Below are 22,749 nucleotides of genomic sequence, written 5' to 3' on the forward strand. Positions count from 1 at the left end.
TCAGTAGTCGAGTTCATCAAAATCATCGAAGCCGATGTCCATGTCTTTCAGTTCTCTCTGTAGCCTTTGCTTATCCTTAATTGCTTCAATTTCGCGCCATTTACGTTTGACTGGTTTAGAGCGAGCTGCTCGAGTTTTTGGAAAATCCATTTCCATGATATCTTCAAAGTTTAAGCCTTCCATAAGCCACCTCTTTAAATGATTTCCCTTTAAGGGGTACAGTTTAAATACCACTCCGTTTGAAGCCTAACCTTGATTGGTTTCGCATTTGTTACGATTAAATTAATTTTTTATGCATTTTTAACTGAGCCTCACAGAAAAATGATGAAAATTTGTTGATTTTTTATCCAAACGGAAAAGATTTAGTGTGCAAACTATCACAAGTTAAATGTTAAAAGGGTGTTTAAAAATTAAACGAACTGATTTGTGATGAGTTTCGATATTGTGCTACTTGTTTTGTATGATTGCTATTGTAAATATCACTAACGAGAGTCTTGGATGAGTCCTTGGCATTAAAGGAGTGACAATCATTTAAAGAAGGTCATATGTCTGTCAGGTTGTCTATTATTTATTGTTGTTAAATTTTAATGCTAATGTTTCTTGGTTGTGTTTTTTTTGTGTTTTTTTGTGTTAGCTAATGGTGATTTTATAGTTAAAATTAAAACAGATATGAATGTGCTTTCATATTGATTTTTGACTGGGTAGATAGCATTATCCGCCAGTCAAAAAATACGTTGCTACGTAAAATGGAAGCATGAGGCGCGTTTTACATATCTGAGTTGCACGATAAACAAACAATAATACTAAGCAAAGTTGACACTTGGTTAGCGACTGGATGGAAGGCAAGGAAGCATAGAGCAGCGAACACTCAATATGAGGAGCTTATGACAGATTTAATTAATTTGATGAATGACCTACTTTGGGGTTCGATTCTGGTTTATTTACTGGTTGGTGTCGGAGTGTACTTTACTGTCAGACTTGGCTTTATCCAATTTAGACATTTCGGTCATATGTTTTCGGTTTTGAAGAACAGCCGTAAAGCCGACAATGCAGGCATTTCATCATTTCAAGCCTTATGTACTAGCCTTGCTGCCCGTGTTGGTACTGGTAATATGGCTGGTGTTGCTGTTGCGTTAACGGCCGGTGGACCTGGTGCCATTTTCTGGATGTGGCTTATCGCTATGCTAGGTATGGCGACATCATTCGCTGAAAGTACATTAGCACAGTTATACAAAACCAAAGATGATGATGGCAACTATCGCGGTGGTCCTGCTTATTACATGGAAAAAGGCTTAGGAATGCGCTGGATGGGCGTGCTCTTTTCTATTTTCCTTATCATCGCCTTTGGTTTGGTATTTAACGCTGTACAAGCTAACTCTATTGCTGGAGCAATGAATACAGCATTTGGTTGGGACGAAACTTACGTTGGTATCGCCGTAGTAATGCTTTCTGCAGTGATCATTTTCGGTGGTATTAAGCGAATCGCACGTGTTGCTGAAATGATTGTTCCTGCAATGGCGCTACTGTACTTATTGCTAGCCCTGTTCGTTGTTTTTGCCAATATTGAAAAACTACCAGCAGTACTTAGCTTGATCTTTAAGAGTGCTTTTGGCCTACAAGAGGCTGCGGCTGGTGGTCTTGGATACGCGATTGCACAGGCGATGATTAATGGTATCAAACGCGGCTTGTTCTCAAATGAAGCTGGTATGGGCTCTGCACCGAATGCAGCGGCATCTGCGACGCCTTATCCGCCACACCCAGCATCTCAGGGGTATGTACAGATGCTCGGTGTATTTATGGATACCATAGTTATTTGTTCTGCTACTGTGGCTATTATTCTTATGTCTGGTGAATATGTACCTCATGGTGAAATCACAGGCATCGAGCTAACACAGGCAGCGTTGAGTTCTCAGGTTGGTTCTTGGGGCGGAGTTTTTGTTGCGATTGCAATTTTCTTCTTTGCCTTTACTTCCATCATCGCTAACTATTCCTATGCAGAGACAAACCTAATATTTCTTGAGCATAACCACAAGGCACGTTTGGGGATTTTCCGTATTATTGTTCTGGGTATGGTGATGTTTGGTGCCGTAGCTTCTTTGCCTATTGTTTGGTCACTTGCTGATGTATCTATGGGAATGATGGCTATTGTTAACCTAGTCGCTATTCTGTTACTTTCAGGAATCGTTATCAAACTGGCTAAAGACTATAACCGTCAGCTTAAAGCGGGTAAGGTTCCAACGTTTGATAGCAATGACTTTCCTGAGCTCAAATCACAGTTAGAAGATGGTATTTGGGATAACAGCAAAAAAGAGTCATAGACCTTATCTATGATAACGATACAGAAAGCCATGCAGACATTGCATGGCTTTTTTTGTACTCTATAGATAATCACAACAGGAAGGATAGAGTTAAAGTCATGTTAATCGTCGTATCACCTGCAAAAACTTTAGATTATGAGTCACCTTTAGCGACAGAGAAATATACGCAACCAGAGCTAGTTGAATACTCCAAGCAATTGATCGATGTATGTCGAAAGCTCACGCCTGCTGATGTTGCTAGTTTAATGAAAGTTAGCGACAAGATTGCCGATCTTAATGTTGGACGCTTCCAAGACTGGAATGAGAAATTTACAACCGAGAACGCACGTCAAGCGATTTTGGCTTTTAAGGGTGATGTGTATACAGGACTAGATGCACAAACACTTTCTGACGATGATTTTGACTATGCCCAAAAGCACTTAAGAATGCTATCTGGATTGTATGGGTTACTTAAACCCCTCGATCTAATGCAGCCTTACCGATTGGAGATGGGCACTAAGCTCGCGAATAGCAAAGGAAGTAATCTCTATCAATTCTGGGGTAATGTGATAACAGATAAGCTAAACGCGGCTATTGCAGATCAGGGTGATAATGTGCTGATAAACTTAGCTTCGAATGAATACTTTAAGGCAGTTAAACCAAAGTTACTCGATGCTCAAGTGGTGACGCCGATATTTAAAGATTGTAAAAGCGGCCAGTATAAGGTCATCAGCTTCTATGCTAAAAAGGCACGCGGTATGATGGCAAGATATATTATCGAAAATCGCATTGATAGTGTGGCAAAACTGACAAACTTTGATGTTGCGGGTTATTATTTTGTTGAGCAAGAGTCATCACCAACAGAGTTGCTCTTTAAGCGAGAAGAGCAATAAAGGTTTTTAGTTATGTATGCTTGGCTCAAAAAGTGGATTGTACGTTATGACTCATGGTGTGAGTCTATGGGGCTCGTTGAAGCCAATCGACGCCGCTGTGTTCTTTATCGTGATGACTCTAATGACCAAGTATCTATTTCTACACACAAGGCGCAATGATAATGCGCCTTTTTGACACCCACTGTCATTTTGATTTCGATGTTTTTACAGATGACTTTGCCTATCAGCTTGAGTTGGCTCAGACTCAAGGTGTAGAGAGGATAATGATTCCCTCTATTGGCCCATCAAACTGGGATAAGTTGCTTGCAATGTCGACTGAACATGCGGGTATATATACAGCATTAGGTATGCACCCTTATTTTCTTACCGACAATAGTGTTTATCACCTTACCGATTTACAGAAACAAACAGAGGCCCATCTTAATCACTTTCGAGCGATTGGTGAATGTGGCCTAGATGCTATGGTTGATGTTGACCATGACATACAAGGTAAGGTATTTAATGCACAAATTGCATTGGCAAATGACCTTCAATTACCTTTAATACTTCACAGCAGAAAAACGCATAATGAAGTCCTTCAGCTGTTAAAAAAGCAGAAGTTTGCTTTTGGGGGTATATTGCATGGCTTTTCTGGCAGCTATCAACAAGCGATGCAATTTATCGAACTTGGTTTTTATATTGGTATAGGTGGAGTTATCACTTACCCTCGTGCGAGGAAAACTCGCCAGACGGCAGCGAATTTACCTCTTGAATGGATAGTGCTAGAGACAGATGCTCCAGATATGCCGCTTATGGGGTATCAAGGAAAGCCTAATCACCCCGCAATGTTATCTCAAGTCTTGTCTTGTTTGGCTCTTCTGCGTGATACAGATGAGCTATCTGTCGCACAAATGACATGGAAAAATGCCAATCTGGTCTTTAAAGTTTGTGAATAAAATCTAAGTAAAATGTTATTTATATGATTTAATATATTTATAAGCGAGATCTTTATCACATAAATGAGTGAACACATGATGAATCTTATTAGAAACTGTGAAGAACACATTACTTTATGTGTGGCCGGATGAGTATAATTGCCCCCGCTTTATAGCTCCATAATTGTAACACGCCAACAAACAACATATAAGGAAGTCATAAACTATGAGCCTGTTTATGAGCCTAGTCGGTATGCTAGTTCTACTTGCAATCGCAGTAGCATTATCTAGCAACCGTAAAGCTATTAACTATAGAACAGTGGGTGGCGCATTCGCTATTCAATTTGCACTTGGTGCATTTATTTTATACATACCTTGGGGGCAGGAACTGCTAAAGGGTTTTTCTGACGGCGTTTCGAATGTTATTGCATACGGTAATAAAGGCTCCGATTTTATCTTTGGTGGTCTAGTATCAGACAAAATGTTTGAAATGTTCGGTGGCGGTGGTTTCGTCTTCGCTTTCCGAGTCCTTCCTACACTAATTTTCTTCTCTGCATTTATCTCTGTTTTGTACTACATCGGTATTATGCAGTGGGTAATTAAGATCCTTGGTGGTGCACTACAAAAAGTATTGGGTACTTCACGTTCAGAGTCTATGTCTGCGGCGGCAAACATTTTTGTCGGTCAAACCGAAGCTCCTCTAGTCGTTCGTCCATTCGTTCCTAAAATGACTCAATCAGAGTTATTTGCTGTAATGTGTGGCGGTCTAGCCTCTGTTGCTGGTGGTGTACTTGCTGGCTATGCATCTATGGGAGTTCCGATCGAGTATCTAGTCGCTGCATCCTTTATGGCTGCGCCTGGTGGTTTGCTGTTTGCAAAGATCATCATGCCAGAAACTGATAAGCCTAATGAAAGCTTTGATGGTGATATTAATGGTGCAGAAGACAAGCCTTCTAACGTTATTGATGCCGCCGCTGGTGGTGCAGCAGTAGGTTTACAGTTGGCACTGAATGTTGGTGCCATGCTACTTGCTTTCGTTGGCCTTATTGCGCTTGTTAACGGTATCTTGGGTGGTGTTGGTGGTTGGTTTGGAATGCCTGAGCTGACGCTAGAGTTAATCCTTGGTTATGTTTTCTCTCCACTTGCTTTCCTAATCGGTGTTCCATGGGAAGAAGCAACGATTGCGGGATCATTTATTGGTCAAAAATTGGTAGTAAATGAGTTTGTTGCATATCTAAACTTTGCTCCGCTTTTGGGTGATTCAGCAGAAATCGTGCTATCTGAGAAAACTAAGGCAATCATTTCATTTGCACTGTGTGGCTTTGCTAATCTGTCTTCGATTGCAATTTTGTTAGGTGGCATAGGTGGGCTTGCACCTCAGCGTCGTTCTGATATCGCTCGCATGGGGATGAAAGCGGTTGCTGCGGGTACATTGTCAAACCTAATGGCTGCAACCATTGCAGGCTTCTGCCTAACCTTATCTGGTATGTAGTAAGACCAGCTCGTTGAAGTGAATAAAAAACCCGCTATGAAGCGGGTTTTTTGTTAGTTAGGCCAAAATGATTAAAGCCATTATTTTGAAACTGTTTTTACTTGGATGTTTTGTAAAGCTTTGAAGATAAGCTTTTTGTCATTGTCTTTTAGGTAGGGATCATTAATTACTGTTGCAAAAGTCTGGTATTGATCGTCAGTAAATTTGTTACCAGTTTTTAGGTAGTCAGAGATAGCAGCATTCAGTTCACCACTAAGTTTGATTAAAGCTGGACGTATCTCCGTTTTAAGGTCTCTAGGTTTTTTATGGATATCAGCCGTTTGACTCAGAATATCAGCGCGATAGCGATATTGAATAGCTTTAGCTGCTGAAATTAGACTGCGGGTAAATTCTGTTGTTGAATCACCATCTAAGCCGTATTTTTCGCTGGCAGCTTTTGATTTCTCTACAACGACAGCTTCCCTTTCTACATCTTCTATAGCGAGGTGGTGGTTGATTTTATAAAGGGCTACGTCTTGCATAAAACTCATGCGTTGATTAATTTTTTCAAATACAGTTTTATAACTTTCTTCAGCGTGAGCGAAAACAGGCAATATGAGAAGAGTAGACAGCAGCAAGCCTTTTATTTTATGCATTAAATTTCCTAATACTTAACAAATAAGAATAATTGACATTTCTATCATAGATGCACTTCTCGGTCACATTTATATTTATAATGATGAGATGAAATATTGTTATCCATGATAGTTCATATTCATGCTTGAGTTATTGCATATCAATATCCTGATAAAGCTTAGATTAAGCGCTTGTTTAGGCTTCACTACTTAACTCATTTAGTAGTCTCACCTAAGGCTGAAGTTAGTTTGAGATCCAAACCGTTTGCGTTTTATAAGTGGCTATCGTTATGGGTTAAGCCTAGGTATTGTGACTATATGAGAGTGTTACAGCTGACTGAAAATTTTGATTTCCAGTTTATAGAAATTACATTCTAACTTTTCCATTAGGCCAAAAAATAAATATTGTTCGGAGATAGGAATGAGCGATTTAAAAGACGCGGCTTTAAGGGCGCTTAAATTGATGGATCTTACCACGCTAAATGATGATGATACCGATGAAAAAGTCATCAAGCTGTGTCGCGAGGCTAAGTCAAAAGTTGGCAATACGGCAGCGATCTGTATCTATCCTCGCTTTATCCCTGTAGCCAAAAAGACACTTAAAGAACAAGGCACACCCAATATTAAAATTGCGACTGTGACTAACTTCCCGCATGGAAACTCCGATATTGGTATCGCGGTGGCAGAGACCAAAGCTGCAATCGCTTATGGTGCTGATGAAGTTGATGTGGTCTTTCCATATCGTGCGCTGATGGCAGGTGACGAAGAGGTAGGCTTTGAACTCGTAAAGCAGTGCAAGCAAGCCTGTGGTGACATTTTGCTCAAAGTGATTATTGAAACCGGTGAGCTTAAACAAGAAGCATTGATAAAAAAGGCTTCACAGATATCAATCAATGCTGGCGCTGATTTTATCAAAACATCGACGGGCAAGGTCCCAGTCAATGCCACACCTGAATATGCTCGAATGATGTTGGAAGTGATTCGAGATATGGAGGTCGCTTCTACTGTTGGTTTTAAGCCTGCTGGTGGAGTACGTACTGCTGAAGATGCTGCCGCTTATTTGACCATGGCGGATGAAATATTGGGTGAACACTGGGTCGATGCACGTCACTACCGATTTGGAGCCTCGAGTCTTCTGACCAACCTCCTTCATACATTAGAAGTGACAAAAGAAACCGCTGATCCTGCAGCTTATTGAGATCGATAGATCTTAATCTTGTCAATTTAGCGGTAAGTGTTTACTTGCCGCTGTATCTGATTCATCAACCCCCAATGTATGGGAGGCTCTAATGTATTTACCCCAAGAAATCATACGCCGAAAGCGTGATGGTGAGGTGCTGACCTCTGGTGAAATTAATTTTTTTATCCAAGGAATTACCAATAACAGCGTTTCTGAAGGTCAAATAGCAGCTTTTGCAATGGCGATTTTTTTTAATGAAATGACGATGCCAGAGCGAATTGCGTTGACTTGTGCAATGCGTGACTCGGGAATGGTCATTGATTGGTACGAACAAGACTTTCCTGGTCCGGTGGTGGACAAGCATTCAACTGGTGGTGTAGGAGATGTGACCTCATTAATGTTGGGTCCTATGGTTGCGGCCTGTGGAGGCTTTGTTCCTATGATTTCGGGAAGAGGACTAGGGCACACAGGAGGAACACTGGATAAGCTAGAGTCTATCCCAGGCTACAACATTATGCCATCCAACCAAGTCTTTACTGATGTGACTAGGCAAGCGGGCGTTGCCATCATAGGACAAACCGGAAATTTAGCGCCAGCGGATAAACGTGTCTATGCCACTCGAGATGTCACGGCAACGGTTGATAATATTTCTTTGATCACTGCCTCTATTTTATCGAAAAAGTTAGCCGCTGGATTAGAGTCTCTAGTTATGGATGTCAAAGTAGGATCAGGCGCCTTTATGCCAACCTACGAAGAATCTGAGCGTTTGGCGAAATCCATTGTCGGAGTGGCAAATGGTGCAGGTACCAAAACAACCGCTATTTTAACCGATATGAATCAGGTATTGGCCTCATCAGCAGGTAATGCATTGGAAGTCAGAGAAGCAGTTCGGTTCTTAACCGGTGAATATCAAAACCCCCGTCTTTTAGAAGTGACGCTAGCTCTTGCTGCTGAAATGTTGGTATTGGGAAGGTTAGCTGATAACACTGAGCATGCGCGTACCAAGTTAATCGAGGTATTGGAAAATGGTAAAGCAGCGCAATGCTTTGGCATGATGATTGAAGGTTTAGGTGGGCCAGTCGATTTTGTCGAAAATTACGATGATTACCTAGAAAAAGCGCCTTTTATCCAAGCTGTATTTGCTGAGAAAACGGGAATTGTTACTGCTATGGATACTCGCGCTATAGGGATGGCTGTGGTTGCTATGGGGGGAGGGCGCCGCTTTGCGACAGATAAGATTGACCATGCTGTAGGGTTTGACCATTTTATTCGCTTGGGTGAGCAGGCGTGTTCAGCTAAGCCATTAGCTACTATCCATGCTCGAAATGAGCAGCAATGGAAAGAGGCCGCTACATCACTTCAACAAGCGATCGCTGTTGGAGGTGAATACACCCCAACTCCTGGTGTGTATCGTCAAATTAGAACTGAAGATGTATAGAGCGTGCCTAACTGTATAAATAACGAAAGCTTAAACGCAACTAGAATGCTAAACATTGGAAAAAGGAATAATCAATTATGGCTACCCCACATATCAACGCCCAGCAAGGAGATTTTTCAGATGTTGTACTTATGCCAGGCGACCCACTTCGTGCTCAGTACATAGCTGAAACCTTCCTAAATGATGTCACTCAGGTCTGTGATGTTCGTAATATGCTGGGTTTTACTGGATATTATAAGGGGCGCCGTGTATCTGTGATGGGGCATGGTATGGGTATTCCCTCTTGCTCGATATATGTCACGGAGCTTATTAAAGATTATGGTGTGAAGAAAATCATTCGAGTTGGCAGTTGCGGTGCGGCTAGTAATGATATTAAAGTCCGCGATGTCATTATTGGTTTGGGAGCATGTACTGACTCAAAAGTAAACCGTATTCGCTTTAATGACCACGACTTTGCTGCTATTGCCGATTATCACATGGTACGCGCAGCTGAAGATGCGGCAAAAGAGCGTGGCATCGAGGTAAAGGTTGGTAATTTATTCTCTGCGGAGCTGTTTTACACACCTAACCCTAGTATGTTTGATGTAATGGATAAATACGGTATTTTGGGCGTAGAGATGGAGGCTGCCGGAATATATGGGGTGTGCGCTGAATATGGCGCTAAGGCAATGACGATTTGCACGGTTTCCGATCACATAAAAACGGGCGAACAAACCACTTCTGATGAGCGCCAAACAACCTTTAATGAGATGATACTGATAGCACTCGATTCAATTATCTTGTCCGATGGCAAGTAAACTTTGCCATGATAGGGTTGATGTTGAACATCAGCCCCCTAGCCTAGGTCTTTTAGAAGTAGATTTTCACCCTTTTGTCTGGGCTTTCTGCGCACAACAATGGTCAGAAGTATCCCAGTAATAAAGCTCATGGCGACCATAGTGTACATGTAGCGATCGCTTTTCCTGTAATAATGGTCAGAGAAAGCAGTGACTTTGCCCGTTTCAAACGTAAGGCGCACAAAACCTATCACCACATTATCGTAAGTAACAGGTTCTACGAGTTGCTGCTTTCCTATCCTTGCTGTCTCGAGCGGGGTATCTAAACCGAGAATTTCTCGTACACTTTTGCTTTTGTCACTCGATGCTAATCGCACACCTTCAGCATCATAAATAGTGGCGTCAAATACTAAATCGTCTTTGGATAGCTGATTGGTGAGCTTTAATAAGCGCTCTTGGTCTTGGCTTGCAATCATCTCTCCTGCAGCCAATGATGCTTGAGATACAAGAACTTTAATTAGAGTATCTAACTGGTTTTTTTGAATATCTTGGTTCGCTTGGCTTATCTTGACGCTATTGATTCCAATCACAAGTAACATACTGATAAGAGAGACGATTGTGAGTACTCTCAAAGCCATTCGAAACGAAAATAGGGAAGATTCCATATTCACCTAAACATAAGATAAGTTTACTATAAAGAATATTGATACTTGCGCAGGCAAATTGCAATAGGTTAAGTTGTGGTTAAGTTTTTCAGGAATAACTCACATGGAAACGTTTAAGACTCTTTCTATTCAAAAACAGGCTTCTTTGTATGCTCGGTTACCGGAAGCCAGACTCACTAATCACATGGATAAGGCGAAAGCTAACTGGATTGTTTTTGGTGAGCAGTTACTAGCCGAACATTTTGAACGCATCCATACCTTCACAGGTTACCACAATGATATTGTCGATGTATGGAAAGTCGGGCCTTATCAAGTTGCTTTGATGCAAGGGGACTTAATGTCCGAGCATGAGATAATATTGCAAACATTGTCACTTGATTATGCGTCTCTTAATGATGTTCCAGACCTGTCTAAACCGGGTTTGATTGTGCTGGATATGGACTCTACCGCCATTCAAATAGAATGCATTGATGAAATTGCAAAATTGGTAGGTGTTGGAGAGCAAGTGTCTGAGCTCACAGAGCGTGCCATGCAAGGTGAACTCGACTTTGAGCAAAGCTTGCGTAGCCGAGTCGCAGCGCTTGCTGGTGCTGATGAATCAATTTTAACCCAAGTTAGGGATGAATTAGCTCTAATGCCTGATCTTGGCGGTTTAATTGGTACGCTTCGACAATTTGGTTGGAAAACGGCAATTGCCTCAGGCGGCTTCACTTACTTTTCAGATCACCTTAAAACGACAGTGAATTTGGACTATGCGCGCTCCAATCAACTGGAAATTGCTAATGGTAAGCTAACAGGAAACGTACTCGGTGAGATAGTATCTGCTCAGACTAAAGCCGATATCTTACACGAACTCGCAGAGTTGTATGATATAGAAACACACAATACTGTTGCTGTTGGTGATGGGGCGAACGACCTTATTATGATGGAAGCGGCGGGTTTGGGTATTGCTTACCATGCTAAGTCTAAAGTGGAAAAAAGCGCCCAAGCTGCAGTGCGTTATGCTGGATTGGGTGGCGTGTTATGTATTTTGTCTGCCAGTCTGGCTAAGCAGAGAAAGATAAGTTTTCAGGCTAAGCCATAAAGTCGGTCAATGACACGCGGAGGCGTTGAGTTTAAACGTCTCTATTAACGAGTAAAAAGCTACTCATTTGGCAAGTGCAGTCTAAGTGTCACTTCTTCAGTGATGTCTGTTATTTCGCTATAGCCGACGATACCGGTAATTTCTTTTTCCAATGTTTTAGCATGATGCATATTAAGCGGTGCAAGTTCAGTAATGTCTTGTTGAAGTAGTGCGCTCATCGGCTCGAATACTGGCGCACTACAGATTCGAATCGCATAGAAACGCCCCATCGTTTGAGCTTTTTTTATAAATTCAATTCGCTGTTGTACTGACTCAAATTCACTGATGAGCTTTGACTCGTATGACTGGATTCGTTTACCAAATAAAGTTAACGCCAGATAGATTTCGTGAAACTGTGGCTGTGCCCCGTCGATATGCTTCATCGGCTGGGCAAGTAACGTATTGGTATGTCCTTTGAAAATAGGCTCAAGAGAGAACTTATCTTCCTTACCGAGCTTTGCCAATGGAACTAAATAGGATGGCAGAGGGAAATTAACACCAATCACTCTAGGTTTGAGAGTTCGCGTTGGTTTTTCAACAAAAATAGGCGCGCTGACGATTTTACCTAGGAGAATATCATGCAGGTCTTCTAATAACTCATTGCTAGGGAGCACTTCTGTTATAGAATTTAACTTGTCTTGATTGTGTTGAATTAAACTGCCGAAAAAGGCGATGTTTTTCATGGTATGGCTATCTTCGAGAATCACCAGTTGTAATCGTTTTCCCCCAGGTGAGATTCTAATTACTGTATATGGTACTTGGTTTAAGGTGACGTTTTTATCGAGTTTGTCTAACTCGGTAAAGTTCACCGAGCATGTTTCTCCAGCTTTAAGCGTGCTAGGAGAAGTCAAAGCAATGCTGATACCACGTTTGGAAATATCAAGCGTTATGCCAGAGTGTGTTTGTTTATCTTCCCCAGTAAGTACCAAAGGAGAGCGAAATTGAAAGCGTGGCTCTTTGCGGCGTGATTTAGCATCATAATAAATACAAGCTGGATTATTAGCCGGGTTTCGAACATGGCGAAAATTATTGATGGCGCTACTGGGGAGTTTGGGCTTTGGGGCGATTAAGTAGTCGTCTTTACTTGTCTCTGTCGATAGCTCTTGCAAAATGCCGCAATGGGTGAGTGTGCTTGCATCCAGAGTGAGCTCCGAAGAATGCCGCGCTAATTCGGAGCTTTCTTCTTCAGTAAGCTTGAACATATGAATTCTAAATACTTTCCAACTTTCTTTCCTCGCCCCTACGTGGCAAAACAGTTGTTGTACATCAGGCTTTGCCTCTGACAGCATCATAGAAAAAAACAAAGTTTTTTCTTGATGGCCATGTGTGAAGGTATAAAACGTATGGCTTGAATTTTGTTCACCTGCTTTAAGCATGCGTGCTATGCGTTTGGGATTAAAAAGATTGGTTAAGGCTTGTTGATTACGTTCATCATGCCAATAGTGCCATATTGGCTGATTATTTTCTGTCATTAAGGCAAGCTTTAACTCAGAACCACTGAAGAACAGAGGAAGATTACAAGTATGTTTTAGAAAAGTGTGTTCATAGCCTCTTGAGCGAGCCCGAATGACTTTGTCTTGTGTGTCATGGCGGTTACGTTGGCTATCACTGCTTAGTTTACTATCGATTAACTGCTCAATGACATTCGATTCGTCTAGTTTAAGCAAACGAAGAAACTTGACCGAGTCATTATCGTAGGATTCATCTACACCAACAATTCGGTATTTTATAGGGTTGGTTAATCCTTCGAGCTCGGACTCTTTCATCAATTCAGTAAACTTCACAGAGATTTCTGAGCCAGCTTGATAATCGAACGCCGACGGGACTTTAAACTTTGCTCCTGATGGAGAAAGGTCTATGGTTGTTGCATGAACAAGATCAATAGCGAGTTTAAACTCGATTTGAGAAGAGATTTTGAGGCGATTTTCTCGGCGTTTTAAGTCGTAGCCAAGCTTAACCGCTTCAACATCGAATATGCTGGTCTTTTCTTCGGTTTCGTCACCATGTAACTGGCCTCTTTTTTTCATTACACGGAAGTTATTGTGAGTGTTGCACAATGCCTCCCATACCCCTTCCGTATAACCGCCATACCTGCGTACATTTTTTTGGTAAGTATTGAAGGCGACGTCATCAAGCCAGTGTTTTACCCCATCCAGCTCATACTCTCGGCACTCACCATTAACCCTGCCTCTTAAGTCAACAATTTTAGAGCAAGGCGCCATCACTCGGTTTAATTCCATTTTGACTAAAAGTTTGACAGACGGGGCCTCCCCTTCGGTCATTTGGCTAAGAACGAAGTCAAAATCTTCTGAGTGATAAGCAGTGATGAGTCGCTCTGCTAACGACAATATTTCGGTTTGTTCCATCGGTTACTACTCAATAACCCCTCGCAAAAAATATCTACCTTGATATATAAAACTTTAGTGTTATGTTACAACGAATCAAGGTCTATCGATGACGAATGATAAGGTGATCGGTATTAATTGGGGTCTGGAGTGATATGGCAAAGGTAAAAAGAGCCTACGTATGTAACGACTGTGGGGCGGATTTTCCTAGGTGGCAGGGGCAGTGTAATGCATGTGGTGCTTGGAATACGATCAGCGAAGTTCGGATGGCTGCCTCACCAGCGGGGAATAAACATGAACGGCTTTCAGGTTACGCAGGTAATTCAGGAGAAACTCAGGTTCAAGTATTGTCTGAGATTGATTTGCAAGAGGTCCCTCGTTTTACCAGTGGCTTTAAAGAGCTTGATCGTGTGCTTGGTGGAGGTGTTGTGCCAGGTGCGGCGATACTGATAGGTGGAAACCCAGGGGCGGGTAAATCGACCCTGCTTTTACAAACCATGTGTTATCTCGCTTCTCATATGCCCACACTCTATGTGACAGGAGAAGAGTCTTTACAACAGGTGGCGATGCGAGCCTCGCGCCTCGGTTTGCCAAAAGATAATTTAAAGATGCTGTCAGAGACTAATGTGGACAGAATTTGTCAGGTTGCTGAAAAAGAGCAGCCCAAGCTATTGGTGATTGACTCGATTCAAGTGATGCATGTTGCGGATGTACAATCATCACCCGGAAGCGTAGCTCAAGTGAGGGAGTCGGCGACTGCTTTAACCCGTTATGCTAAACAAAATAATGTCGCAGTGTTTATTGTTGGGCACGTGACCAAAGATGGTACTTTAGCAGGACCGAAAGTACTAGAGCATATTATCGATTGCTCAGTATTACTTGATGGTGGCACTGACAGCCGTTTCAGAACGCTTCGCAGTCACAAAAATCGTTTTGGCGCAGTGAACGAGCTAGGTGTTTTTGCGATGACAGGACAAGGACTCAAAGAAGTCAGCAATCCTTCGGCAATCTTTCTTTCAAGGGGGGAAGAAGAGACGTCGGGAAGCTCTGTCATGGTGGTTTGGGAAGGCACACGACCTTTGCTGGTGGAAATACAGGCGTTAGTCGACTATTCCCAATTGGCTAACCCGAGACGTGTTGCTGTTGGCCTTGAGCAAAACCGCCTTTCTCTTTTACTCGCGGTGCTACATAAACATGGCGGTTTGCAAATGGCGGATCAAGATGTGTTTGTGAATGTGGTTGGTGGGGTAAAAGTTACCGAAACCAGTGCTGATCTAGCATTAGTCATGGCACTGCTATCAAGTTTTAGAGACAGAGCTCTACCTCGAGATGTGGTGATCTTCGGCGAAGTTGGACTGGCGGGTGAAATACGTCCGGTTCCAAGCGGGCAGGAAAGATTAAACGAAGCATTTAAGCATGGTTTTAAGAAAGCGATTGTACCAGCGGCCAATATGCCCAAGGGAGGAATCGCGGGAATGCAAATCCACGTAGTAAAAAAACTGTCTGATGCTATTTCTGCATTTGAAGAGTTGTAAATGGATAGGGTTGAACGTGCTCAACCCATAGCTCTTATAGCATGTTAACGGCTTTTTCAACGCCAGCTATTAATCTGTCAACATCTTCCAAGTTGTTATAAACAGCAAAAGATGCTCTTATTGTGCCTTTAACGCCAAGGGCATCCATTAACGGGTGAGCGCAGTGGTGACCAGCCCTGATGGCCACACCTTGTTGATCTAGCAAAGTGGCCACATCTTGATGATGAACGCCTTCAACTACAAAAGAAATCACACTTGCTTTAGGCTGATAGCCGAGTACTTTCACGCCTTCAATCTTGCTTAGCCTCTGATAAGCTTGCTGAGTGATGCTTTTCACATGTTTTTCGACTTCTTGGATAGACAGCGCACTATACCAATCAATTGCCTTAGCGAGTGCGATTGCCCCTGCCACGTTTGGTGTGCCTGCTTCAAATTTTCCGGGAAGTGCGCTGTATGTGGTACCTGAAAAAGAGACATGCTCAACCATTTTACCGCCGCCGTGCCACGGTGGCATGGCTTCAAGTAACTCTAATTTTCCATAAAGCACGCCAATACCAGCAGGAGCGAAGATCTTATGGCCTGAGAAAACATAAAAGTCAGCACCAAGCTTATTGACATTAATGGGCTCATGGACGATGCCTTGTGCGCCGTCAATAATCACTTTCGCGTCAACTTGCTTTGCCTTAGCAATCACCTCTTCAATCGGTAACCTAGTTCCTGTGACGTTGGTGATATGTGCCAGTGCAACAATTTTTGTTTTTTGGGAGAGTAAAGAGTTAAATGCCTTCATATCCCACTGACAGTCTGTTGTCATGGGGACTTTTACCACTTTAGCACCGGTTTGCTCAGCTACGATTTGCCAAGGTACGATATTGGCGTGGTGCTCCATCTCACTCACTAAGATTTCATCATCAGGTTCGAGCGCATTCCGAGCAAAGGTTTGAGCGATAAGATTTAGCGCTTCAGTCGCTCCCCGCGTCCAAATGATTTCTTTTTCGCTTTTTGCCCCAATAAATTTGGTGACAGTTGAGCGTGCGGATTCAAACTGACCGGTCGCGTGTGCAGTGAGACTATGACTGCCGCGATGAACGTTAGCATTTTGTGCGCGATAGTAGTGAGCAATAGTCTCGATGACGCAGTCAGGCTTTTGCGTCGTTGCAGCGCTATCAAGGTATATCAGCGTTTGTTGATTGACAGTTTGCTGCAATGCTGGAAATTGAGTGCGAATAGCCTCCACGTCTATCATGATTCACTGCCACCTAACTTTTGATAATGAAGAGTAGGAAGAGTAATCATAGGCTGCGCAACTGTCCATGCATGCTTCTTGCCTGAAAGATTGATGATAATTTCCATTGCAAACTCAAGGGCAGTGCCAGGCCCCTGACTGGTTAATAGATTGTGATTGACGTCGTAGGTCACGCGTTTAGCACGCCATTTTTCTTTGCTTATATGAGACTCAAAACTTGGGTGGCAGGTCATAATCGCATCCGGATACAGATTATGGTGAGCAAGCACTATGGCAGGGGCTGCGCAGATAGCCGCAACTAATTTGCCTTCATACATTTGCTGGCGAACGATTTCGATTAGCAATGTGCTATCGCGAAAAACTTCAGAACCACCCACGCCTCCGGGTAAAACAACGGCGTCAAACTCATCGTCGGCAATATCGACCAGTTTGCACTCTGCGGTTAATGTTACGCCGCGCGACGCCTTCATTGCTAACTGACCTTCGAAATCAGCGCTTGCAATAACGGTTTGATAGCCTGCTCGCACCATCATGTCGATGATAGTGATGGCTTCCATCTCTTCTGTACCTTGAGCTATAGGTACCAGTACTTTTTTAGTCATGGTCTTGTTCAATCTGCTTAATTTTTTGAAAGAGCGTTTGGTTGACGGGCGCAGAGATATTATGTGCCTTTGCTCTTTGTAAAAGATAACCTGTGATAAAGTCTATCTCGCTTGGGCGTTTATGGAAAATGTCTTGATACATAGACGAGTAATTGTCAGATGTTGCCTCAATAACCTGATGTACTGTAGTGACTAGCTTTTCGCGAGTTACAGGTAGCCCTTCAGCGTTTAACACTTGCCTTATTTCGTCTATCAGCAAAGTGATGACTTCCTGATATTTAAGGGAGGATAACTCTCCATTTTTAACCTGATCAATTGCAGTCAGCGGATTGATGATGCAGTTTATTGCCAGTTTATGCCAAGTTGGAGTAAGAATATCAGTTTGCCAGCTTGTCTTTGGCAGCGCATGCTCAAACACGGGCTGTAAAAAATCACAACGTTTACCACCGTCGTTATAGCCGCCAAGCTCTGTGTATCCGTTACCTGTATGCAGTACTTGATTTGGTTTTGGGCGAAAGGCGCCATGCGTAGTAGTGGCAATCACCAGTGGATTATTCGGTAATAAAGTGTCGATGGCCTCTGCCGTACCCATGCCATTGTGCATTAAGACCACAATCGTTTCTTGGGCAATATCAAGAACCATTCTCTCGATAACTGGCAGAACCTTAGGGGCTTTAAGCGTGACCAATAACAGGTCTGCTGATGTAAGTTTGTCCTTATCATTGCTGGTAAATTGTATTTCAGGGAAGTGCTCTTGCTGAAGATAAATGGAGTCGCATTGGTGTTGAGACCAAAGTGACACTGAATGGCCAGCGCGGCTTAAGCAACATGCCCATAAAGAGCCAATAGCCCCAGGACCAAGAATAACAATCTTCATTTTAACGATAATAGGCGCAAATTTGCCAAGAGAATACGATGATATGAAGGTATTGCCAATAAAAATGGCACGTAAACGTGCCATTTAAAAAATTGTAGCTTGTTACTTGGTTTAGAACTTATAGGTAACCGATACGTAGTGGCCAAAACCAGTAGTTTTTCCTGCCAAGCCATCATCTTTTAGACCGTAAACGTCTTTATAGCCTTTTAGACCATAGCCGACGGCGAATTGGTCTGAATGCCAATAAATACCATTAAACATGGCACCACCATTTGAGGTTTGTAGTGCAGTATTACCATCTTCCATACCAAACTGATAGTCAATATAACCTTGGTATGAGATAAAGGAACCGTTTTCGAAGAAATAAAATGGTTTAAACCAGTTCGTTGAGATTTGGTAGCCATTCCAATCTTTCATATTGGAATCATAGGTTCCGTAGAGGTTCAGCCCTACTTTGCCAAACCAAGGGAGCTCGACATCTGAACCTAAACCAATTTTTTGGGTATTGACACCTGAATTTCCTCCCCACTCCATTAACGTTGCAACATAGAGTTCTTTGACTGGGCCAAAAGATAAATCTTTACCAGTTAATGCATCTAGAGACATCCGAGGGGCAAATTTCATAAAGATTTTTTCTGCGCCATCCTTATCACTATCAGGATCAGAAGTTAGGTTAAATACATCGACATAGCCATATAAGTCAAATAGACCGGAACGACCACCAAATTCCATTTCTAAGTAATCATGGTCTGATTCACCAGGTAGCTCATTAAAGGCTCCCATTAGGTTAAATTGAAGCCATTTGTAATCGTTTTTGTGAATATCACCGTCTGAGTAGTCAGCTGCCATAACAGGGTTAGACATTGCAGCAACAACACCAAGAGCTAAAAGTGATTTACGCATAGTGGGACTCTCTATGTATAGTTTGTGTGAAAATGTAGTTATCGTGCCGAGGTATACAATCTTCGCTGTACTTTGGCTGGGCGCATAATAGCGATAAACACATCATTTATCAGTGATAAATGATGATATTTTGCACTATTTTGGTGATCCAAATCACGATTTTAATGATTAATTTATTTTTAAATGGAACTAACATGTTTCTAGCAGAAGTGTTGACGGTATCGTTTGCTTCCTGACTTGTTAAATGAAAATATGATTTTCTCGTTTTATTCACACATGAGGCCAAGAATTGATCGAATTGCTACCTGTACCGTAGATCTTGTAAAACGAACATATGGTACTAAGTAGTGAATGAATTAATGCTTTTTCCGCTCGGCTCTGTACTGCTTCCCGGCGGAAAAATGAAACTGAGGATTTTTGAGCCTAGATATAAGAGGCTTATCAAGCAAGCGTGTCAGGCCGATAACACGTTCGGTATCTGTTTGTATGATTCGAACGCCGAATCCGGAGACCCTGCGCTGTCGGTCGTCGGAACCCTTGCTGAGATTGTCGACTTTGAAGTTTTGGACGGTGGGCTGCTAGGTGTCACCATAGTCGGAACAAAGCGATTTAAGATCATTAAAGTCCGCTCGGAATACGACGGGTTAAGGCAAGCCAAAGTTGAATGGCTAGATACTTGGACCTACTCGAAAATAAAAGTCGAGCATCGGCACTTAAGTGAATATCTTAAAGATGTGTACCGCCGCTTCCCTCAGTTTTCCGAGCTTCACCCAGAGTGTTATTTCGATGATGCCACTTGGGTTTGCCAGAGATGGTTAGAACTCCTCCCTGTCAACCAAAAAGAAGCAGACCATCTGCTCATGCAGAGCGATTGTCAGCAGGCTATAGAATTTTTATCTCAGTCGATAGAGAACTAAACTTTAGATAAGATAGAGTCCAATTTTATGAACTCGAATGTGATCACTTTGCTGTCAGTGTTCGTATACCGACTAATACAGCACGTAAAAGGAACTCGGCATGTTATCTAAAGACACTGAGTCGTTTGCTAAGCAAGACTGGTGTGAGTGCATGGACAGAGTGAAAGAGCAGGATAAAGACGCTTTTTCTCTGGTCTTTAAGCATTTCGCACCGCGTCTCAAGCAGTTTGCTTTCAAGCACATGGGGAATGAACAAGTCGCACTTGAGATGGTCCAGGAAACTCTGGCAACAGTGTGGCGAAAGAGCCAACTTTTTGATGGAGCGAAAAGTTCTTTATCTACATGGATATATACTATCGCGCGAAACCTATGCTTCGACACACTACGTAAGCAGCGTGGGCGGGAGTTACATATCCACTCTGAAGATATCTGGCCAGATGATTTTTGTCCGCCAGATCGAATCGAAGATTATGCCCCAGAGCACGAGATGCTCAAAGAGCAGGTCGTCAAGTTTTTGAGCGTACTGCCAGAGCCGCAAAGAAAGGTTGTACAAGCAGTGTATCTGGAAGAACTTCCTCATCAGCAAGTCGCTGACATGTACGATATTCCAGTGGGGACGGTGAAATCGAGACTGAGATTGGCCGTTGAAAAATTACGTCACTCAATGGAGGTAGAGCGGTTATGAGTTATCATCCTGAACTACACATCCTCAAAGCGTATGCGGCAGGAGAACTTAACTCCGTTGACGGGTTTGCTATTGCTACGCATCTAGAGAGCTGTCCAGACTGTAAAGTAAACGTGTTAAAGCACGAGCAATATTTGGGTGAGGAGCTGAGTTCTCTCAAGGGGGAACAAGATCCGAGCTTTGAGTCTATGTTCGCGGACATAGTTGACTCTGAGCAAGAAATCATGCCAATGAGGCCGTTCAGAAAGCCTCTATCAGTGCAAGTGCATGGCAAAACCTTTTCTCTGCCGCTTTCACTGTCTAGGTTTGAAAACAAAATTGGTGAGTGGCGCAGTTACGGCGGCAAAGTATTTAGTGCTCCGGTCGATGTGTGTGACTCAGTCAAAGTGAATCTGTTGTATATCGCGGAGGGGGTGAAAATTCCTCAGCATACACATAAAGGGGTTGAATCGACCTTGATATTGCACGGAGGTTTTAGCGATGAAGCCGGGCATTATGAGGCGGGAGATTATCTAGTCAAAGATGGTTCAGACAAACACAGCCCTTATACTAAAGATGGCGAAGATTGTTTATGCCTTACCGTATTAACCGAGCCAATGATGTTCACTCAAGGAGTGGCGAGAATATTTAACCTGTTTGGCAAGGGAATGTATCCCTAACTTGCACTAAATAGGAAAAGGCTTGGTGATGAAACCAAGCCTTTTTTTATTCCTTTTGTCTATTCGTTCAACCGTGATTTTCTTCGTTATCTTTTTGCTGAGCTTTGTTCAGTAAGTCGGTGAAATGGTGGCGAAGCGAATACAGCATTATCAGGCTTGGAATCACCATTAAACAGGTAATGATAAAGAATGTTGACCAATCGTTTAAATAATCGACCAACTCACCACTGAAGGATGCCAGGGTTGTGCGCCCCAAATTACCAAGTGATACGAGCAGGGCGTATTGGGTCGCCGAAAATGCTTGGCCAGTGAGAACGGTTAGGAAAGACACAAAGGCAACCGTGGAAAATGCCGTTGTGAAGTTATCGACAATGATGGTTGCCAAGAACAGATGCTCATTTGGCCCCACTGATGCTATCCATGCAAACATTAAGTTGCTCGCCGACATAGTGATACCACCAATCATCAACCCTCGAACAATACCGAACCTTACATTGACCATGCTGCCTACTAAGGTGAACAACGTCGTTAGTCCCCAACCTACGAGCTTAGAGTAATAGCCAATCTGCTCATTTGAGAACCCGATTTCCTTGTAAAAAGTAATCGACATTCGGCCAAGGAAAGCTTCACCGATTTTAAATAAGAACACAAATAACAGCAGTGTGAGAGCGACACGTGTCCCATTGCGCTTGAAGAAATCTAGAAAAGGTTCGATAACGGTAACCGTCAGCGATGCTATCACTCTATTTCCAACTACATTGCTATGGCGATCTTCAGCCGCTGCTTGTAATTTCTCTCGATCAGTCGCGGGCTCACCAACTAAAAGAGTAAACAGCATCAACACAGCTACTATGATGGCCATTCCGTAATAAACCCCATTCCAGCCAATGGTGTCTGCGTTGATGAATGCTACATAGCCGGGTAGAGAATATCCTGTCCACCATCCCATTACCGCCATTGCTGAAGCTTGAGGTAGTTTGGAGGAATCTGATTTTGGGAAAGTATCAATACGAAAAGCATCTATAGCAATGTCTTGAGTAGCGGACGAGATTGCTATCGCAAGCGCCAGCATTGATGTGAACAGGAGATTTTCTGCTGGATCAACTCCTGCGATCCCTATGGTGCAGATTAAGACGAGTGATTGACAAAAGAAAATCCAGCTTCTGCGTTGACCTAAGAAGGCATGGAGCAATGGAAGCTTAATTCGGTCAACCAATGGTGCCCAAAGAAAATTGATCGCATAGACAGCAAAGACACTGCCAAAATATCCGATAGCTGCTCGCGTTAGACCAGCGTCTTTTAGCCAGCCAGACATATTTGAACCAATCAGTACCCAAGGAAAGCCACTAGAGCAGCCTAACATGAATACCCAGAGCAATCTTTTGTCTGAATAGCTACGTAGAGTGGCTAGCCACGATTTGGAACAGGAATTGATTGACATGAACTCATCCTAATAGCGTTTAAATGTATACAATCACAAGTAGCTCTCACCCTTTAGGCTGGAGCTAGATACTTAAGCTCTTTAAAACAGCTTTAGTCATAGTGGTTAAAAATATTGCTTAGCCCTTAATAAGGCGAGATGATTATG

At 42.7% G+C, this 22,749-nt stretch carries 22 protein-coding genes; 13 read left to right on the forward strand and 9 right to left on the reverse strand.

Annotated elements, in window-relative coordinates; translation table 11 throughout:
- Window positions 1–183, reverse strand: a complete 183-nt coding sequence (locus DPF90_RS04690) for a DUF3545 family protein (protein WP_114785163.1) — start codon at window positions 181–183, stop codon at window positions 1–3.
- A gap of 701 nt (window positions 184–884) precedes the next feature.
- On the opposite strand from DPF90_RS04690, the gene DPF90_RS04695 reads away from it, so the two are divergent.
- The 5 genes from DPF90_RS04695 (at window position 885) to DPF90_RS04710 (ending at window position 5,596) form a co-directional block, all read left to right on the forward strand.
- On the forward strand, window positions 885–2,318 hold the full coding sequence (locus DPF90_RS04695) for an alanine/glycine:cation symporter family protein (RefSeq protein ID WP_114785164.1): 1,434 nt from the start codon (window positions 885–887) through the stop codon (window positions 2,316–2,318).
- Window positions 2,319–2,416: 98 nt separating this feature from the next.
- Complete coding sequence (yaaA, locus tag DPF90_RS04700) at window positions 2,417–3,190, forward strand: peroxide stress protein YaaA (RefSeq protein ID WP_114785165.1); 774 nt, start codon at window positions 2,417–2,419, stop codon at window positions 3,188–3,190.
- Between the two features lie 12 nt (window positions 3,191–3,202).
- Window positions 3,203–3,349 carry a hypothetical protein gene (locus DPF90_RS20325; protein WP_205395161.1) on the forward strand — a complete coding sequence of 49 codons (147 nt, stop codon included), beginning with the start codon at window positions 3,203–3,205 and terminating at the stop codon, window positions 3,347–3,349.
- A gap of 2 nt (window positions 3,350–3,351) precedes the next feature.
- On the forward strand, window positions 3,352–4,125 hold the full coding sequence (locus DPF90_RS04705; RefSeq protein WP_114785166.1) for a TatD family hydrolase: 774 nt from the start codon (window positions 3,352–3,354) through the stop codon (window positions 4,123–4,125).
- 205 nt (window positions 4,126–4,330) lie between these two features.
- Complete coding sequence (locus tag DPF90_RS04710; RefSeq protein WP_114785167.1) at window positions 4,331–5,596, forward strand: NupC/NupG family nucleoside CNT transporter; 1,266 nt, start codon at window positions 4,331–4,333, stop codon at window positions 5,594–5,596.
- Between the two features lie 80 nt (window positions 5,597–5,676).
- Here the strand turns inward: DPF90_RS04710 and aroQ are convergent, their stop codons facing one another.
- Window positions 5,677–6,231 carry a gamma subclass chorismate mutase AroQ gene (gene aroQ / locus DPF90_RS04715; protein ID WP_114785168.1) on the reverse strand — a complete coding sequence of 185 codons (555 nt, stop codon included), beginning with the start codon at window positions 6,229–6,231 and terminating at the stop codon, window positions 5,677–5,679.
- A gap of 400 nt (window positions 6,232–6,631) precedes the next feature.
- Here aroQ and deoC point away from each other — a divergent pair, with 400 nt between their 5' ends.
- The 3 genes from deoC (at window position 6,632) to deoD (ending at window position 9,625) form a co-directional block, all read left to right on the forward strand.
- Window positions 6,632–7,408 (forward strand): deoxyribose-phosphate aldolase, encoded by a 777-nt coding sequence (gene deoC / locus DPF90_RS04720; protein WP_114785169.1) that lies wholly within the window; start codon window positions 6,632–6,634, stop codon window positions 7,406–7,408.
- Between the two features lie 91 nt (window positions 7,409–7,499).
- Window positions 7,500–8,828 carry a thymidine phosphorylase gene (deoA, locus tag DPF90_RS04725; protein WP_114785170.1) on the forward strand — a complete coding sequence of 443 codons (1,329 nt, stop codon included), beginning with the start codon at window positions 7,500–7,502 and terminating at the stop codon, window positions 8,826–8,828.
- A 77-nt stretch (window positions 8,829–8,905) separates the two neighbouring features.
- On the forward strand, window positions 8,906–9,625 hold the full coding sequence (gene deoD / locus DPF90_RS04730; protein ID WP_114785171.1) for a purine-nucleoside phosphorylase: 720 nt from the start codon (window positions 8,906–8,908) through the stop codon (window positions 9,623–9,625).
- Between the two features lie 38 nt (window positions 9,626–9,663).
- Here the strand turns inward: deoD and DPF90_RS04735 are convergent, their stop codons facing one another.
- Window positions 9,664–10,269: a YtjB family periplasmic protein gene (locus tag DPF90_RS04735; RefSeq protein WP_114785172.1), complete on the reverse strand. Its 606-nt coding sequence runs from the start codon at window positions 10,267–10,269 to the stop codon at window positions 9,664–9,666.
- A 103-nt stretch (window positions 10,270–10,372) separates the two neighbouring features.
- On the opposite strand from DPF90_RS04735, the gene serB reads away from it, so the two are divergent.
- The gene (gene serB / locus DPF90_RS04740) at window positions 10,373–11,353 is read left to right on the forward strand and encodes a phosphoserine phosphatase (RefSeq protein ID WP_114785173.1); all 981 of its coding nucleotides are present in this window, start codon (window positions 10,373–10,375) and stop codon (window positions 11,351–11,353) included.
- A gap of 59 nt (window positions 11,354–11,412) precedes the next feature.
- Here the strand turns inward: serB and DPF90_RS04745 are convergent, their stop codons facing one another.
- A complete protein-coding gene (locus tag DPF90_RS04745; protein ID WP_114785174.1) occupies window positions 11,413–13,758 on the reverse strand; it encodes a PilZ domain-containing protein in 2,346 nt (781 codons plus the stop codon).
- Between the two features lie 134 nt (window positions 13,759–13,892).
- Here DPF90_RS04745 and radA point away from each other — a divergent pair, with 134 nt between their 5' ends.
- Window positions 13,893–15,272, forward strand: coding sequence for a DNA repair protein RadA (gene radA / locus DPF90_RS04750; protein WP_114785175.1), 1,380 nt, complete (start codon window positions 13,893–13,895; stop codon window positions 15,270–15,272).
- Between the two features lie 34 nt (window positions 15,273–15,306).
- On the opposite strand, the gene csdA is transcribed toward radA, so the two are convergent.
- Genes csdA through DPF90_RS04770 form a run of 4 tightly spaced genes read right to left on the reverse strand, consistent with a single transcriptional unit; the run spans window position 15,307 to window position 18,900 of the window.
- A complete protein-coding gene (csdA, locus tag DPF90_RS04755; RefSeq protein WP_114785176.1) occupies window positions 15,307–16,518 on the reverse strand; it encodes a cysteine desulfurase CsdA in 1,212 nt (403 codons plus the stop codon).
- Window positions 16,515–17,120, reverse strand: a complete 606-nt coding sequence (locus tag DPF90_RS04760; protein WP_114785177.1) for a DJ-1 family glyoxalase III — start codon at window positions 17,118–17,120, stop codon at window positions 16,515–16,517. Before DPF90_RS04760 ends, csdA begins: the two co-directional genes overlap by 4 nt.
- Window positions 17,113–18,081: a 2-dehydropantoate 2-reductase gene (gene panE / locus DPF90_RS04765; RefSeq protein ID WP_338062857.1), complete on the reverse strand. Its 969-nt coding sequence runs from the start codon at window positions 18,079–18,081 to the stop codon at window positions 17,113–17,115. Before panE ends, DPF90_RS04760 begins: the two co-directional genes overlap by 8 nt.
- A 27-nt stretch (window positions 18,082–18,108) precedes the next feature.
- Window positions 18,109–18,900, reverse strand: a complete 792-nt coding sequence (locus tag DPF90_RS04770) for a nucleoside-specific channel-forming Tsx family protein (RefSeq protein ID WP_114785178.1) — start codon at window positions 18,898–18,900, stop codon at window positions 18,109–18,111.
- A 347-nt stretch (window positions 18,901–19,247) separates the two neighbouring features.
- Between DPF90_RS04770 and DPF90_RS04775 the strand changes: the two genes are divergently transcribed.
- The 3 genes from DPF90_RS04775 to DPF90_RS04785 all read left to right on the forward strand — a co-directional run bounded on the left by DPF90_RS04775 (window position 19,248) and on the right by DPF90_RS04785 (window position 21,161).
- Window positions 19,248–19,817, forward strand: a complete 570-nt coding sequence (locus DPF90_RS04775) for an LON peptidase substrate-binding domain-containing protein (protein WP_114785179.1) — start codon at window positions 19,248–19,250, stop codon at window positions 19,815–19,817.
- A gap of 100 nt (window positions 19,818–19,917) precedes the next feature.
- Window positions 19,918–20,502 carry a sigma-70 family RNA polymerase sigma factor gene (locus DPF90_RS04780; protein ID WP_114785180.1) on the forward strand — a complete coding sequence of 195 codons (585 nt, stop codon included), beginning with the start codon at window positions 19,918–19,920 and terminating at the stop codon, window positions 20,500–20,502.
- Window positions 20,499–21,161 (forward strand): ChrR family anti-sigma-E factor, encoded by a 663-nt coding sequence (locus DPF90_RS04785; protein ID WP_114785181.1) that lies wholly within the window; start codon window positions 20,499–20,501, stop codon window positions 21,159–21,161. Before DPF90_RS04780 ends, DPF90_RS04785 begins: the two co-directional genes overlap by 4 nt.
- A 67-nt stretch (window positions 21,162–21,228) precedes the next feature.
- Here DPF90_RS04785 and DPF90_RS04790 read toward each other — a convergent pair whose 3' ends face one another.
- Window positions 21,229–22,602, reverse strand: a complete 1,374-nt coding sequence (locus DPF90_RS04790; RefSeq protein WP_114785182.1) for an AmpG family muropeptide MFS transporter — start codon at window positions 22,600–22,602, stop codon at window positions 21,229–21,231.
- Window positions 22,603–22,749: the final 147 nt, after the last annotated feature.

It is taken from the genome of Vibrio tetraodonis, from assembly GCF_003350295.1.
Classification (GTDB): Bacteria; Pseudomonadota; Gammaproteobacteria; order Enterobacterales; family Vibrionaceae; genus Vibrio; species Vibrio tetraodonis.